14 protein-coding genes are annotated in these 13,710 nt (G+C 71.3%); 4 read left to right on the forward strand and 10 right to left on the reverse strand.

Annotated features, from left to right (window positions below):
- Positions 1–7 precede the first annotated feature (7 nt).
- Entirely contained in the window at positions 8–1,348 is a 1,341-nt protein-coding gene (locus tag ACIA5G_RS19260) for an alpha/beta hydrolase (RefSeq protein WP_395924808.1), read from the forward strand.
- The gene (locus tag ACIA5G_RS19265) at positions 1,345–1,710 is read left to right on the forward strand and encodes a hypothetical protein (RefSeq protein ID WP_395924810.1); all 366 of its coding nucleotides are present in this window, start codon (positions 1,345–1,347) and stop codon (positions 1,708–1,710) included. Before ACIA5G_RS19260 ends, ACIA5G_RS19265 begins: the two co-directional genes overlap by 4 nt.
- A 305-nt stretch (positions 1,711–2,015) precedes the next feature.
- On the opposite strand, the gene ACIA5G_RS19270 is transcribed toward ACIA5G_RS19265, so the two are convergent.
- The 4 genes from ACIA5G_RS19270 to nadA form a co-directional block, all read right to left on the reverse strand.
- Entirely contained in the window at positions 2,016–3,140 is a 1,125-nt protein-coding gene (locus tag ACIA5G_RS19270; RefSeq protein ID WP_395924965.1) for a S8 family serine peptidase, read from the reverse strand.
- A gap of 106 nt (positions 3,141–3,246) precedes the next feature.
- The gene (nadC, locus tag ACIA5G_RS19275) at positions 3,247–4,140 is read right to left on the reverse strand and encodes a carboxylating nicotinate-nucleotide diphosphorylase (protein WP_395924812.1); all 894 of its coding nucleotides are present in this window, start codon (positions 4,138–4,140) and stop codon (positions 3,247–3,249) included.
- Positions 4,137–5,780 carry an L-aspartate oxidase gene (locus tag ACIA5G_RS19280; RefSeq protein WP_395924814.1) on the reverse strand — a complete coding sequence of 548 codons (1,644 nt, stop codon included), beginning with the start codon at positions 5,778–5,780 and terminating at the stop codon, positions 4,137–4,139. Before ACIA5G_RS19280 ends, nadC begins: the two co-directional genes overlap by 4 nt.
- Positions 5,777–6,790: a quinolinate synthase NadA gene (nadA, locus tag ACIA5G_RS19285; protein ID WP_395924816.1), complete on the reverse strand. Its 1,014-nt coding sequence runs from the start codon at positions 6,788–6,790 to the stop codon at positions 5,777–5,779. Before nadA ends, ACIA5G_RS19280 begins: the two co-directional genes overlap by 4 nt.
- A 111-nt stretch (positions 6,791–6,901) precedes the next feature.
- On the opposite strand from nadA, the gene ACIA5G_RS19290 reads away from it, so the two are divergent.
- The gene (locus ACIA5G_RS19290) at positions 6,902–7,534 is read left to right on the forward strand and encodes an NUDIX domain-containing protein (protein WP_395924818.1); all 633 of its coding nucleotides are present in this window, start codon (positions 6,902–6,904) and stop codon (positions 7,532–7,534) included.
- Positions 7,535–7,574: 40 nt separating this feature from the next.
- Complete coding sequence (locus ACIA5G_RS19295) at positions 7,575–8,291, forward strand: LON peptidase substrate-binding domain-containing protein (RefSeq protein ID WP_395924820.1); 717 nt, start codon at positions 7,575–7,577, stop codon at positions 8,289–8,291.
- A 315-nt stretch (positions 8,292–8,606) separates the two neighbouring features.
- On the opposite strand, the gene ACIA5G_RS19300 is transcribed toward ACIA5G_RS19295, so the two are convergent.
- The 6 genes from ACIA5G_RS19300 to ACIA5G_RS19325 all read right to left on the reverse strand — a co-directional run bounded on the left by ACIA5G_RS19300 (position 8,607) and on the right by ACIA5G_RS19325 (position 13,666).
- Complete coding sequence (locus ACIA5G_RS19300) at positions 8,607–9,683, reverse strand: M48 family metallopeptidase (protein ID WP_395924822.1); 1,077 nt, start codon at positions 9,681–9,683, stop codon at positions 8,607–8,609.
- Positions 9,684–9,729: 46 nt separating this feature from the next.
- On the reverse strand, positions 9,730–10,326 hold the full coding sequence (locus ACIA5G_RS19305; protein WP_395924824.1) for a DUF2567 domain-containing protein: 597 nt from the start codon (positions 10,324–10,326) through the stop codon (positions 9,730–9,732).
- A gap of 156 nt (positions 10,327–10,482) precedes the next feature.
- Positions 10,483–10,698: a hypothetical protein gene (locus ACIA5G_RS19310; protein WP_395924826.1), complete on the reverse strand. Its 216-nt coding sequence runs from the start codon at positions 10,696–10,698 to the stop codon at positions 10,483–10,485.
- Positions 10,685–11,698, reverse strand: coding sequence for a biotin synthase BioB (gene bioB / locus ACIA5G_RS19315; protein ID WP_395924828.1), 1,014 nt, complete (start codon positions 11,696–11,698; stop codon positions 10,685–10,687). The genes ACIA5G_RS19310 and bioB overlap by 14 nt, the downstream gene beginning before the upstream one ends.
- 78 nt (positions 11,699–11,776) lie before the next feature.
- Complete coding sequence (gene bioD, locus ACIA5G_RS19320; RefSeq protein WP_395924830.1) at positions 11,777–12,502, reverse strand: dethiobiotin synthase; 726 nt, start codon at positions 12,500–12,502, stop codon at positions 11,777–11,779.
- A gap of 513 nt (positions 12,503–13,015) precedes the next feature.
- Entirely contained in the window at positions 13,016–13,666 is a 651-nt protein-coding gene (locus tag ACIA5G_RS19325; RefSeq protein ID WP_395924832.1) for a hypothetical protein, read from the reverse strand.
- Positions 13,667–13,710: the final 44 nt, after the last annotated feature.

A 13,710-nucleotide genomic window follows, 5' to 3' on the forward strand; every position in this document is an offset into this window, starting at 1 on the left:
GCGGGCCGTGACGGCTGCCGGCTATCGTGTCGCCCCGGCCCGCCTCGACACCGTGGCGGGCGAGTTCGGCACGCGGGCGGAAACGCTTTCCTCGGCGCAGTCCGCGGTGGCGGGTGAGAAGGTGCCGGCCACGGCTTTCGGCCACGTCAGCGCGTCCACCGCCGCGGCCAAGACGTTCGAGAAGACGATGACGGAGCTGGGCGGGAAGCTCGGCTCCGACGTGACGGCGCTTCGCAAGCTCCAAAGTGGACTGACCACGTCGGCCGCCGGGTACCGCCGCGCCGACGCGCAGGTCGCCGCGATGTACCGGGCCCTGATGCCCGAGGATCCGCTGCCGGCCGCCGGGAACCCGGCGGGCATCGGCGGCGCGGCCGACACCGGCGCGTGGGGCCGGGCGATCACCGCCAACCGCGCGAAGGTCTCGGACGCGCTGACGGCCGAGCGCTCCCGGTTGGCGTCGTTGACCGACGCCGACGAGATCAAGCGCTCGCAGGCGCGGATCTCGCTCTACGAAGACATCCTGGCCAACAACCGGCAGATCCTGAAGTTCGACCCGTCGGGCAACGGCCGGATCGCCGAGCTGGTCGGGCACATCGAGCCGGGGACGCGCAACGTCGGGCTGTTCGTGCCCGGCGTCAACACGCAGATGTCCAACTTCGACGCCTACGCCGGCCTCGGGCGCAGCCTGGTGGCCGCGGACCCGACCGGGCGGACCGCGATGGTCGTCTGGGCCGACGGGGTGTTCCCGCAGAACCCGGTGGTGCAGGGGCCGTCCGCGAGCTACGCGGAGGCGATGGCGCCGGACCTGAAGCACTTCACCGACGACCTGCGCGGCGAGATCGCCGGCCACGCCGGTTCCGACGTCACGCTGACCGCGATCGGGCACAGCTACGGCGGCGCGACCGTCGGGCTGGCCGAGACGCAGGGCCTCGACGTCGACCGTGTCCTGCACGTCGAATCGGCGGGCATGGGCCACGGCGTGTGGTCGCCGGCCGACCTGCCGGCGAGCCAGGCGGGGGTGCAGCGGTTCTCGATGACCGCGCCGCTCGACCCGATCGAGGTCGCGCAGGGCAACGCGTGGGGCCTGGAGTGGACCGGCATCGGCCACGGCGCGGACCCGGACACCTTCCCCGGCGTCACCGAGCTGGAAACCGGCCGCTCCGCCGACGGGGAGCAGCTGTGGGGGCTTTCGTCGCACAGTGACGTGCTCAAGCCGGGTTCGGAGTCGTGGACGAACATGTACCGCGTCGTCACCGGCGGGCCGACCACGGCCAACGGCACGTTCGACCCGAATGGCATCCTCGAGAACGGCGTCGAGTTCCTCAACAACGGGGGTGTGCTGCGATGAGCGTCGAACTGGACCGCCTGGCGGGTGAGCTGACGGACGTGATCAACGGCGTCGCGGCGGTGTTCGGCGATGCGGCGGACCCGACGGTGAACGGCGAGCTCGACTGCGACCCGACCCGGCCCGGCAACCTGCTGTGCTGGCAGTACGGCGTCCGGCTCGAACACCCCGGCGAGCCGGAACGCCGCCTGACCGAGGTGATCCTCCCGACGCTGGAGCAGCGCGGCTGGCAGGCCCACGACCGCAGCACCCCGCGCGAGCTGATCGCCCGCTTCAGCCGCGAAGGCGCGGACTTCACGGTGCACGTCGCCCGCGCGAGCCACGCGGTCGCGATCATCGGCTCCACCCGCCCCGTCCCCGCCTGACGAGATGCCCCGCCAATCACGCGAGATGCCCCTCCAATCACGCGAGATCGCTCCCCAATCACGCGAATCCCGCGCCTGATCACCCGACCCGACCCTCCAGGTACGCGAACCGACCGTCTGGGTACGCGAGTCGTCCGTCCAGGTACGCGAGTCGACCGTCTGGGTACGCGAGTCGTCCGTCCAGGTACGCGAGTTCGCCGTTCCGGTACACCGAACTCGCGTGATCAGAGGCGGATCTCGCGTGATTGAGCGCGTAACTCGCGTGATTGGAGGGGCATCACTCGTGATTGGAGGGGCGACACGGCCTACGGAGTGAAGCGGGAGGGGCGCCAGCCTCGCTTGCGGGCCCGTCGAACGGCCGCGACCGCAACCCCGGCAGCCGCGGCCAGGGCCACGCCGGCCAGCGCGATCGTGCCCGCCGCGATGTCCGACGACGCCGGGACCGGCGCCGCGGCCGGGACCACCGCGGGTCCCTTCCCGAGCGAAACGACCGAGCCCGGCGGGGCCGCGTCGGCCGGCAACGTCGAGGACACCGCCGCGTAGGCGTCCAGGACTCCCCAGCCCAGACGCGGGTCGTGGCCACCCGAAGCCGGGCGGTGCGCGGTGAGCGTGAGCCGGGTGAGGACCTGGTCGCCGGTGAGCTCCGGGTGGTACGCGCGGACCAGCGCCGCGACCCCGGCGACATACGCCGCCGCGAGGCCCGGGTCGGTCACCGGGAAGCGGTGCGCGACCGCGCCACCCGCGCCCGCCGACGTGCTGACCAGCTCCGCGCCGGGCGCGGCGACACCGACGTAGTCCCCCGCTTCGGTCTGCACCGGCTCACCCGCGGGGTTCACCGACCCGACGGCCAGGACGCCGGTCGTCGCCGTCGGGTACGTCCGCGTGCCCTGCTGGGTCGCCGACGCCGCCGAGACGACCACCGAGCCTTCCGCACGCGCCCGCGCCACCGCCCCGGAAAGCGCCGGGCTGTCGAACGCCGCCGGGACGGCCACGAGGATGACCCCCGCCCGCCGGTCGACGGCCGTGTCGATCGCCCCGGCCAGCGCGCCCGGGTCACCGCCGTCCCTCGACGAGCTGTCGGTGTACCGGATCGGCAGGAGACGCGCTCCCGGTGCAACACCGGCGAACGTCGTCGACGGATCCGGTTGCGCGGCGACGATCCCGGCCGCGATCGTGCCGCGGCCGTCGCAGTCGGAGCTTTCGGTGCCCGCGCCGCCTTCGAGCTGCCCGGGCGCGAACTGGCCGTTGAGCCCGTCGACGCCGGTGCCGATGACGGCCACCAGCTGGCCGGCCCCCCGGGTCAGCGGCCAGAGCCGCGCGGGGTCGACCAGGCGCTGGCCCCACGGGACCGCGCCGGTGTAGGTGCCGGAGGGGTTCGCGCACTGCGCTTCGGGGGCCGCGGAGGCCGCCACGGGCAGCCCGACCACCATCAGGCCCGCCGCCGCGAGCGCCGCTGCGAACCGCACCCGAATCCTCCCGAAAGCCGGTGGCGGAAAAGGACTTCCGCCACCGGTCAGTCTAGCCGGGAAAGGCCCGTCAGCGAAGGTCCATGCCCAGATCCAACGCGGGTGACGAGTGGGTCAGCCCGCCCACCGACAGATAGTCCACACCGGACTCGGCGTAGGCTTTACCACGGTCGAGGGTGAGCCCACCAGAGGATTCCAGCCGCGTCTTCGGGGAGACTTCGTCGCGGCGCGCCACCGCCTGCCGGCACTCGTCCGGCGTGAAGTTGTCCAGCAGCACCTCGTCCGCTCCCGCGGCCAAGGCCTCCTCGAGCTGCTCGAGCGTGTCGACCTCCACCTCGCACGGCAGTTCCGGCGCGTGCGCCCGGGCCGCGGCGAGCGCCGCCGTCACCGATCCCGCCGCGACGACGTGGTTGTCCTTGATCAGCACCGCGTCACCCAGGCCGAGCCGGTGGTTCACCCCGCCGCCGCAGCGGACGGCGTACTTCTGCAGCAGCCGCAGCCCCGGCAACGTCTTGCGGGAGTCCCGGATCGCGGCACCGGTACCGTCCACTTCGGACACCCAGGCGGCGGTCGCGGTGGCGACGCCGGACAGGTGGCAGAGCAGGTTCAGCGCCGTGCGCTCGGCGGTGAGCAGCCCGCGGACCGGGCCGCGCAGCACCAGCGCGGGCTCCCCCGCGACCAGCCGATCGCCGTCCTCGCGCCCGGCCAGCACTTCGTAGTCCTCACCCAGCACCATGTCGAACACGGCCAGGGCCACCGGCAGCCCGGCGACCACACCGTCGACCCGCGGCGTCAGCTCGGCCAGCGCGGTCGCGTCTTCCGGCACGGTCGACGCGGTGGTCGCGTCGGGCCCGTATCGCAGGTCTTCGCCCAGCGCCGTCGTGACGACGCGCTTCACGTCTTCGACGTCGAGGCCCGAAGCGGCGATCAGGCGGAGGACCGGTTCGGAGATCGGGAACGTCATGCCACACCCTCCAGGGGGATCGGGTCCGCCAGCACCGGCTGGCCGGACGGGCTGAGCCGGACGTGCTGACTGCGCCGCCACCGGTCGTCCGGCGCCGGGAAGTCGGTGCGCACGTGGCAGCCGCGCGACTCGGTGCGCCGGACGGCCGCGGTGAGCAACGCCTGCGCCACCACGGTCAGCGCCGCGTCCTCGACCGCCGCGTGTGTCCACAAGGGACTGTCCTGGACGGACAGGTCGAGCACCGAACCCGCCGCCGCCAGCCCGTCGGCGTCGCGGCCGATCGCCGCGTACCGGCTCATCACACGCTGCAGCGAGTCGCGGTCGGCGGCCGGCGCGGTCGTCCACGACGGCAGCCGACCCCGAGAAGGATCCGCCAGCAGACCTGCGGCCAGGTCCGCCATGACGGCCTCCGCAACGCGCTGCCCGACGACCAGCCCTTCGAGCAAACTGTTGGACGCCAACCGGTTCGCGCCGTGCAGGCCGGTCCGCGCCACCTCACCGGCGGCGTACAGACCGGGCACCGACGACCGTCCGTCCACAGTGGTCACCACGCCGCCGCACGAGAAGTGCGCCGCCGGGGTCACCGGGATCGGGTCGTGTGCCGGGTCGAGCCCCAGCACCCCGCACGCCGCGAACACCGTCGGGAAGCGCTGGGCGAACCCGGCGATCCCGGTCGCGTCGAGGAAGACGTGGTCGTCGACACCGCCCGGCGCCGTCCCCATCCGGCGGGTGATGGCCGCCGAGACGACGTCACGCGGCGCGAGGTCGCCGAGCGGATGCACACCCGCCATGACCGAAAAGCCGGCGCCGTCGACCAGGGTCGCCCCCTCGCCGCGCACCGCCTCGGTGACGAGCGGGCAGCGGCCGCGCGCACCCGGCGTGTAGAGCACCGTCGGGTGGAACTGGACGAACTCGATGTCCGCGACGGTCGCCCCGGCCCGCAGCGCGAGCGCGAGCCCGTCACCGGTGGCGATCTCGGGGTTCGACGTCGCCTGGTAGAGCTGCCCGATCCCGCCGCTGGCCAGCAGCACCGCCGGCGCCCGGACGACACCGAGCACGCCGTTGTGGTCGAGAACCGTCACCCCGGCGACCCGCCCGCCCGGCGTGCGGAGCGCGTCGACGGCGATGTGGTGTTCGAGCACCGGCACCCGCACCTGCCCGGCCTGCGCGACCAGGGCGCGCTCGACCTCGGCGCCGGTGGCGTCGCCGCCCGCGTGGATGACGCGGAACGCGCTGTGCCCGCCCTCGCGGGCGCGGGCCAGCAGGCCGTCTCCGGAAGAATCGAACTTCGCGCCGTCCGCGCGGAGCCGGGCGACCGCGGCCGGGCCGCCGTCGAGGATCGAGCCGACGGCAGCTTCGTCGCACAGCCCGGCCCCTGCGGTGAGGGTGTCCTCCGCGTGCTTGGCGACCGAGTCGTCGAGGTCGTGCTGATCCTCCAGGACCACCGCGACGCCGCCCTGGGCCCAGCGTGTGTTGCCGTCCGCGACGGCCGCCTTGGTGACCACCAGGACGTGCAGCCCGAGAGCCTGCGCGCGCAGCGCCGCCGTCAGGCCCGCGACACCACTGCCGATCACGACCAGATCCGCGCGGGCTTCCCAAACCGGGGTTTTCGCCCGTAAGTCATTAACCGACGTGGTCATTCTCCGCCGCCAGGCTGCCCGATCTCGATCATCCGCTGCACCGACGCCTTGGCGCGGGCGGCGGTTTCGAGATCGACGTGGACCTCGTCGAGACCTTCGCGCAGGCAGCGCAGCAGCGCCGCCGGGGTGATCATCTTCATGTACCGGCAGGACGCACGATCGTTCACCGCGCGGAAGTCGATGCCCGGCGCGGCCTTGCGCAGCTGGTGGATCATGCCGATCTCGGTGGCCACCAGGACCGACTTGGCCTTCGTGTCGCGGGCCTCGTGGACCATGTCACCGGTCGAGAGGATCTTGACCCGGTCCGGCGCCACGGCGCCCTCGCCGGCCAGGTAGAGCGCCGACGTCGCGCAGCCGCACTCGGGGTGGATGAACAGGTCGGCGTCCGGGTTCTCGGCCGCGCGGGCGGCCAGTTCGGCACCGTTGATGCCCGCGTGGACGTGGCACTCCCCCGCCCAGATGTGCATGTTCTCCCGGCCGGTCACGCGCTTGACGTGCGCGCCGAGGAACTGATCCGGCAGGAAGAGAACCTCCTGGTCAGCAGGGATGGAGGCGACAACGTCGACCGCGTTGGACGACGTGCAGCAGATGTCCGTTTCGGCCTTCACCTCGGCCGTCGTGTTGACGTAGGAGACGACGACGGCGCCCGGGTGCTCGGCCTTCCAGGCCCGCAGCTCGGCTCCGGTGATGGAGTCGGCCAGCGAGCAGCCGGCCCGCGCGTCCGGGATCAGGACGGTCTTCTCGGGGGCGAGGATCTTCGCGGTCTCGGCCATGAAGTGCACACCGCAGAAGACGATGGTGGACGCGTCGCTGCTCGCCGCGATGCGGCTGAGCGCGAGCGAGTCGCCGGTGTGGTCGGCGATGTCCTGGATCTCCGGGACCTGGTAGTTGTGCGCGAGCAGGACCGCGTCGCGCTGCTTCGCCAGGCGCCGCACCTCCTCCGCCCAGGCGGCGTTCGCCTCGACCCCGCCGAACGGGGTGAGACCTTCCGGAACCAACGTGGTGGTCATCTGGCCCTCCTGGACCTGTCTCCGGTTTTCGCCTTATAATCGAAAACCGTGCGAAGTCATCTTAACACCCAGGCCCCCCTCGCCCACGAGGTTTTGGGAGCGGTCGTTCAAGTGCGCTCGGACACACTCCGGGTGCTGCTGTGGCGGCGCGCGCTCGATCCGCACCTCGGCCGCTGGTCACTCCCGGGCGGGCGGCTGCGGCCCGACGAGGACGTCGAAACGTCCATCCGGCGCCAGCTCGCCGAGAAAGTCGACGTCCGCCAGCTGAAACACGTCGAGCAGCTCGCGGTGTTCAGCGACCCGCACCGCGTCCCCGGCCCGCGCGTGGTCGCGACGGCGTTCCTCGCGCTGGTCCCCTCCGACGTCGACCCGGAGGTGCCCGAGGACACCGAATGGCACGACATCGCGAAGCTGCCTCGTACGGCGTTCGACCACGAGTCGATCGTGCTTCGAGCACGCGACCGGCTCCGGTCCAAGCTCTGCTACAGCAACCTCGGGTTCGCCCTGGCGCCGGAGGAGTTCACGATTTCCGCGCTGCGCGGGCTCTATTCGGCGGCGCTGGGCTACCGCGTCTCGGCGACCAACCTGCAGCGGGTGCTGTCACGGCGCGGGCTGCTGGTTCCCACTGGTCACACGGCCGCGCCGGGCCGCGCCGGCGGGCGCCCGGCGGCCCTCTTCTCCTTCGCCGGCAAGGGCATGCAGATCACCGATCCGTTTGCGGTGTTCAAGCCGCCGAACCGGTGACCGTGCTGCGGGCGCAGCGTTCTCCCCTTACGGTTGACGCGTGACCGAGCCGGAACCGGAAAGCAGCGCGACGACGACGATCCTGCCGTTGTTCCCGTTGCAGACGGTGCTGCTCCCGGGAACGAAGCTCCCGTTGCACATCTTCGAACCGCGGTACCGGCAGCTGACCGCCGACCTCGTCAGCGGCACGGTGCCCGGCCGCGAGTTCGGCGTCGTCGCCCTGCGGTCGTCGCTGACCCGCGAGGTCCGTGGTCTGGACCAGCTGTACGAGATCGGCTGCAGCACGGTGCTGCGCGAGGCGAAGCGCCTGCCGGACGGCCGTTTCGACGTCGTGACCCAGGCCGTGCGCCGCTTCCGGCTGCAGGATCTGGACTGCGTTTCGGCGCCGTACCTGATCGCGTCGGTCGAGTGGGTCGACGACGACCCGGTGGCCCCGTCCGGCGACATGGCCGAGCGCCTGGCGGTGGTCGCGCGCGGCGCCCACCAGCGCTACTGCGAAACGGCGTGGCGCAGCGACGACTGGACCCCACCGCCGGCGGACACCGAGCTCGCAGAGCTGGCTTACCAGCTGGCCGCGGACTGCCTGCTCCCGCTGGAGGACCGCCAGCGCCTGCTGGAGGAACGCCACCCGCTGCGCCGCCTGCGCATCGCCTGCCGCCTGCTGACGCGCGAGGCGGGCTTCCTGAACACGCTCGGCGCGGTGCCGCTGCCACCGGGCGAGCTCACGGACATGAGCCGCCCGGCCAGCCTGAACTGACCGCAGCCCAGGGCCCCGCCCTTCCCTGGGGGCTGACCCCGGTCCAGTTTATCGACCCGCGCCGACAAAACCGGCCGAGAAGCGGATTCCCGGCCCAGCTGTCCACAACCGGACCTGCCTGGGGACAACTGGCGCCGAACGCACCCAATGTGGCGTTCGGTGCATGCCATGCACCCAATGTGGCGTTCGGTGCATGCCATGCACCCAATGCGGCGTTCGGTGCATCCCACGCACCCAATGTGGCGTTCGGTGCGTCAGATGCACCCAACGCCACATTGGGGCGCATGAGCCGCGGCAGAAGCAGCCAGGAGCAGGTCAGGAACCGGAACCAGACTCGGACCCCGAGCCACCAGAGCCGCCGTTGCCGTTCCCGCCGCCGTTGCCGAACTTGTTCCACACCTTGCCCGCCGCACCCGACACCGCTTCGCCCACATCGCTGAACACCTTCGTCAGCGGGTCCGTGGACGTGTTCCACGAGTCCTTGTACGACTTGGCCGCCGACTTCAGGTCGTCCTTCCAGTCCGAGGACGGGGTGTCGTCGTCGCGGCGCGGGTAGTCGCCCGCGAGGATCGCGCGGTACTCCTCCGACGCCGCCCAGCGCTGCAGCTGCGCCGCGCGGACCACCGCGAACGGGTGGGTCTCCGTCTCGACGAACTTGAGCTTGAGGAAGCTGTCGCGGATGTCCTCGACCGACTCGTACTCGGTCGCCTGCTGCAGGAACGACGGGATGTCGATGCGGGACGGGTCGACGCCGCCGGCGATCTGGATCTGCGCGCGCAGCGCCGCCGTCGGGTCCTGGCCGCACAGCAGCCCGGCGCGGTCGCACGACAGCTCGGCCTTGCGGTACCACTCGCGCAGCGCCGCGATGATCGCGCGAATGCCGAGCGCGCTGACCGGCGTCCACGACAGCGACATCTGCAGGCCGATCAGGCGCACCATGATCGTGCGGTAGACCGTGTGCCCGGACAGCACGTGCCCCATCTCGTGCCCGATCGCGAACCGCAGCGACTCGTGGCTCATCAGCTCGACGAGCCCGGTGCTGACCCGGATGAACGGCTCGTCCATGCCGACGGCCGACGCCTGGATGCGCGGGTCCTGGTAGACGAACAGGTTCGGCACGGCGGGCAGGTCGAGCGTCTCGGCGCATTCGTGGCGGAGCCGGTCGAGCTCCGGGTACTGCTTCGGCCCGACGCGGATCGACGACGCGAGCGCCATCAGCCGCTCGCCGCGCTCGTTGTAGAAGCCCGAAACGGTCTTGACGACCTGGGCGAACCCGGGCACCGCGCGCAGCGTGGCGAGCGCGCCGCGGTCCACCGGGTGTTCGTAGGCGCGCGGGCTGATGCCCGGGAAACGGACGGCGTTGTGCCGCGAGACCTCGATGTCTTCGGTCACTGCTGGAACCCCCTGTGGTCGAGGGCACCAGCCTAGGGGAAAACGGTCATCCGAGGCGGCGGCCCAGATCGTCCCGCCCGTTCCAGGTGGCCAGCATGCTGTAGGTGACCGACACGCCGAGCGGGCCGGTGAGCAGCACCCACCACGAATCCAGGCGCGGCGCCAGCTCGATCACCGAGCCGAGCGCGGGCGGGCTGCCGATCGCGTAGTGGCTGTTCGCCCAGCCGACGCCGAGCAGCATGGCCAGCGCGCTCGCGAGCGCGACGCCGAGCACCGCGCCGAGGAACACGACCGGCCCGCGGCGCTCGCGCAGCAGCCACACGACGACGCCGACGACGATCCCGAGCCCCAGGGTCAGGAAGCCGAACACGGCGAGGTCGTCGAAGCGGTGCCAGCTCTCCAGCTCCAGGGCGCCCTGGGTGCCGTCGGCGGCGATGATGCGGACGCGTTCCGGCGGCGCGAGCCGCGACCACACGAAGGCGAGCGGGAAGCTGAGCACGGTCAAGACCCCGAACACGCTCACCGCGGGCAGGATGTCCGCCTTGACGACGACCTTCGGCCGCCGCTCCCGGAACAGCACGGGCACCGACCACGGACCGGCCACGGCCGACGGCCGGTGCGCGGGCCCCGACGACTCACTCACCCGGACTCCCTCCTGCTGCGCGTTGCCACCGAGGGTAACCGGTCGGTGTGCGAACGCCGTCAGCCGCTCGCCGTGTCGCCGCGCCGCACCTCGGCCGGCGCCGTGAACGACTCGTTCACCGCGCCGGACGTCATGAACGACCCGTTCATGACGTCCTCAGCCGCTCGCCGTGTCGCCGTGGCGGCTGCAGCGGGCCGTCCAGCCGAGCGGGCTCACCTGGACCACCAGCCGGCGCGCGCAGAACGTGCAGTAGCGCGGTGGCTCCAGCGCCGTCCGCGGGTTGTGGCACGCCGGGTGGTCCGCACCACCCGGCGACGTCTGTCCACAGTGGACGCAGAAGGTCGCGGGAACCGGTGTGTCAGAGGCTGTCACTGAGGGCCTTGATGGGCATCTTGAGCTCGTCGAGCATCTCGAGGTCCGCCGAAGCCGGGCGGCCCAGGTTGGTCAGGTAGTTGCCGACGATGATCGCGTTGATCCCGCCGAGCATGCCCTGCTCCGCGCCGAGGTCACCGAGCGTCAGCTCACGGCCGCCGGCGAAACGCAGCATCGTGCGCGGCATCGCGAGGCGGAACGCCGCGACCGTGCGCAGGGCGTCCTTGCCCTCGACGATTTCGTAGTTCTCGTACGGCGTGCCCGGCTGCGGGATGAGGAAGTTCATCGGCACCTCGTGCGGGCTCAGCTCGGCCAGCTGCACGGCGAACTCCGCGCGCTGCTCGACCGTCTCCCCCATGCCGATGATGCCGCCGCAGCAGACCTCCATGCCCGCCGCGGCGACCATCCGCAGCGTGTCCGCGCGCTCTTCCCAGGTGTGCGTCGTGACCACCGACGGGAAGTGCGAGCGCGCCGTCTCGAGGTTGTGGTTGTAGCGGTGCACGCCCATCTCGACGAGCTCGTCGACCTGCTCCTGCGTGAGCATGCCGAGCGAGCAGGCGATCTGGATGTCGTTGCCGTCCTCACGGATGGCCTTGACACCCTCGCGGACCTGCGAAAGCAGCCGCTTGTCCGGACCGCGGACGGCGGCGACGATGCAGAACTCCGTCGCGCCCGTCTCGGCGGTCTGGCGGGCGGCCTTGACCAGGTTCGGGATGTCGAGCCACGCCGAGCGCACCGGCGTCGGGAAGCGGCCGGACTGCGAGCAGAAGTGGCAGTCCTCGGGGCAGCCGCCGGTCTTGAGGCTGATGATGCCCTCGACCTCGACCTCCGGCCCGCACCAGCGCATCCGCACCTCGTGCGCCAGGGCGAGGAGGTCGGGCAGCCGGTCGTCGGGCAGCCGCAGCAGCTCGAGGACTTCGGCTTCACCCAGGCCGACGCCGTTTTCGAGGACCTGCTCGCGCGCGTAGGCGAGGACGTCGGTGTCCGGGACTGCGGTCACGGCATCTCCTTGTTCGGGGCGGTGCGGAAAGCGTCCCTCATCGTGCACGAAGGCACCACACGGGGACAGCGACGCAGGTCACTTCTCGGCAGAAGCGCACCCGGCAAAAAGCTCGGGGTCGAATTCGCCGCCGAACCACGGCGAGAGCCCGGCCCGCGCCGCGGCCAGGAAGTCCGCCGGCGACGCCGTGCCGAGGCCCGCGGGCAGCACGCCGAGCAGCGGCGCCCCGGCCGCGACCGGCAGGTCTTCGAGGTTGGACAGCGCCGCGAGGTCCGGCTCGGCCGGCCAGGCGCCGATGATCACCCCGGCGACGGTGAGGCCGCGCTTGGTGGCGACCTCGGCGGTGAGGGCGGTCGCGTTGAGCGTGCCGAGGCCGGCCTCGGCCACGACGATCACGAGCGAGCCGAGCGACCAGGCGACGTCGGCGAGGCTGGCGCCGGTGCCGTCGAAGCGCACGAGCAGCCCGCCCGCGCCCTCGATCAGGGTGAGGTCGTGCCCGGTGTCGAGGTCGGACGCCGCTTGCGCGATCTCACCGGGGCTGAGCGTGGGAAGGCCACTCCGGCGGGCGGCGGCCTCCGGCGACAGCGGGTCGGGGTAACGGCGCAGCTCACGGGTGGTGACGTCGTCCCCGGCCAGGCGGAGGACGTCCTGCAGGTCACCGACCTCGTCCGGGCGAACACCGGTCTGGGCGGGTTTCAGCACGGCCACCCGCTGCCCGCCGGCCACCGCCAGCGCCGCGATGGCCGCCGTGGTGATCGTCTTGCCGACCCCGGTCCCGGTCCCCGTCATCACCAGCATGGTCACGGACCATGAACATAGTGACTCCGGAGCCGGGTGCGCACCGCGGGCACCGGGTGGCGGCTGTGGCGGCCCGCCTGACCACGCCGAACAGCCGCCCGGCCTGCAGACGGCCGACGGCGGGAGCCGCGCGGGTGCTCCGGGAGCCGCGGGATCAGGTGGGCCGCGGCCGGCGGGTTCGCAGCGCCCCAATGTGGCGTTCGATGCGTCCAGCGCACCCAATGCGGCGTTCGGTGCGTCCAACGCACCCAAGGCGAACCATCATTTGGTTATAGACTTGTGACCTGGGTGAACCAGCAGATGACACGCTGGCTCCGAGGCACGTGTTGACGGTAGTGGTGAACTGTCCCGGCCGGCCCGGTTAAGGATCGGAGAGTAGCTCGGCTCGTAACGTCCCATGCCGCCGCAGGTAGCCATCGCAGCGAACGTCGGCGGACTTGACCAGCGGGTGAGACTGGCTCGAGACGCGTCACTCGCGCGGTCTCGGTCGCGTCGCCGGTGGTGTGGATGGCACCGACGCTATCCAAGAACGTGAGCGATGGCCAGGGCGATTCGCTCAATCCAGTCGACGGCATCGACGGCTTCCGCTTCCGAAATAGGCCGCCGGCGCTTCAGCTCGCCATCTACAAGGTCCGCCTCATGCGCGATCTTGTTCCTCCGCTCGGTGATGGAGTTATACCTCTGCCGTAAGGTTTGGGAATTCATGGATGTACGGCCGTGGTTCCACTCATTGAGCTGAGCTGCAGCCTTGTCCCAGATGTCCTCCTCGGAGACAAGCTTGAGCGCCTCGCTGATCTTGCGTGGGCTTTGGAGAGCGGCATTCGACCACTTCGCCTTGACGTGCTTCGAGACGGCGTCGGCGAGCGTCGTGGTACCCCGCCGTACCTCCTCGACCTTTACAAGCGGCAGCTCGAACTTCGTTAACTGGTAGGGCATCGTGGGGCTGTCCTCAGCCGTCAGTTCAGCTACCCGGCGATATAGCTCCTCGTGGAACCAGTGGTCGATAGCGCTGACTGCCTGCACCCACGCGGCACGATAGAAGTCGTCGATATCGATAACCGGAGATTCAAAGGCGGCAAGACTACGACCTGCGAGGATCATCTTACGGGCGTACTCGATGTTGTTCAGGAATACCCTGAACTCGCGCGTCTGTGGATGTGCGTTGTTCATGAATTTCCCGTCTCACCAATTGAGGTCGACCCACGTCGACTCAC

The organism is Amycolatopsis sp. NPDC051758 (genome assembly GCF_044453095.1).
Taxonomy (GTDB): Bacteria; Actinomycetota; Actinomycetes; order Mycobacteriales; family Pseudonocardiaceae; genus Amycolatopsis.

Excerpts from the sequence above, each read along its gene's own strand:
- ACIA5G_RS19265 (WP_395924810.1), top strand. The coding sequence starts at position 1,345 with ATGAGCGTCGAACTGGACCGCCTGGCGGGTGAGCTGACGGACGTGATC.
- ACIA5G_RS19270 (WP_395924965.1), bottom strand. The coding sequence starts at position 3,140 with ATGGTGGTCGGGCTGCCCGTGGCGGCCTCCGCGGCCCCCGAAGCGCAG.
- nadC (WP_395924812.1), bottom strand. The coding sequence starts at position 4,140 with ATGACGTTCCCGATCTCCGAACCGGTCCTCCGCCTGATCGCCGCTTCG.
- ACIA5G_RS19280 (WP_395924814.1), bottom strand. The coding sequence starts at position 5,780 with ATGACCACGTCGGTTAATGACTTACGGGCGAAAACCCCGGTTTGGGAA.
- nadA (WP_395924816.1), bottom strand. The coding sequence starts at position 6,790 with ATGACCACCACGTTGGTTCCGGAAGGTCTCACCCCGTTCGGCGGGGTC.
- ACIA5G_RS19325 (WP_395924832.1), bottom strand. The coding sequence starts at position 13,666 with ATGAACAACGCACATCCACAGACGCGCGAGTTCAGGGTATTCCTGAAC.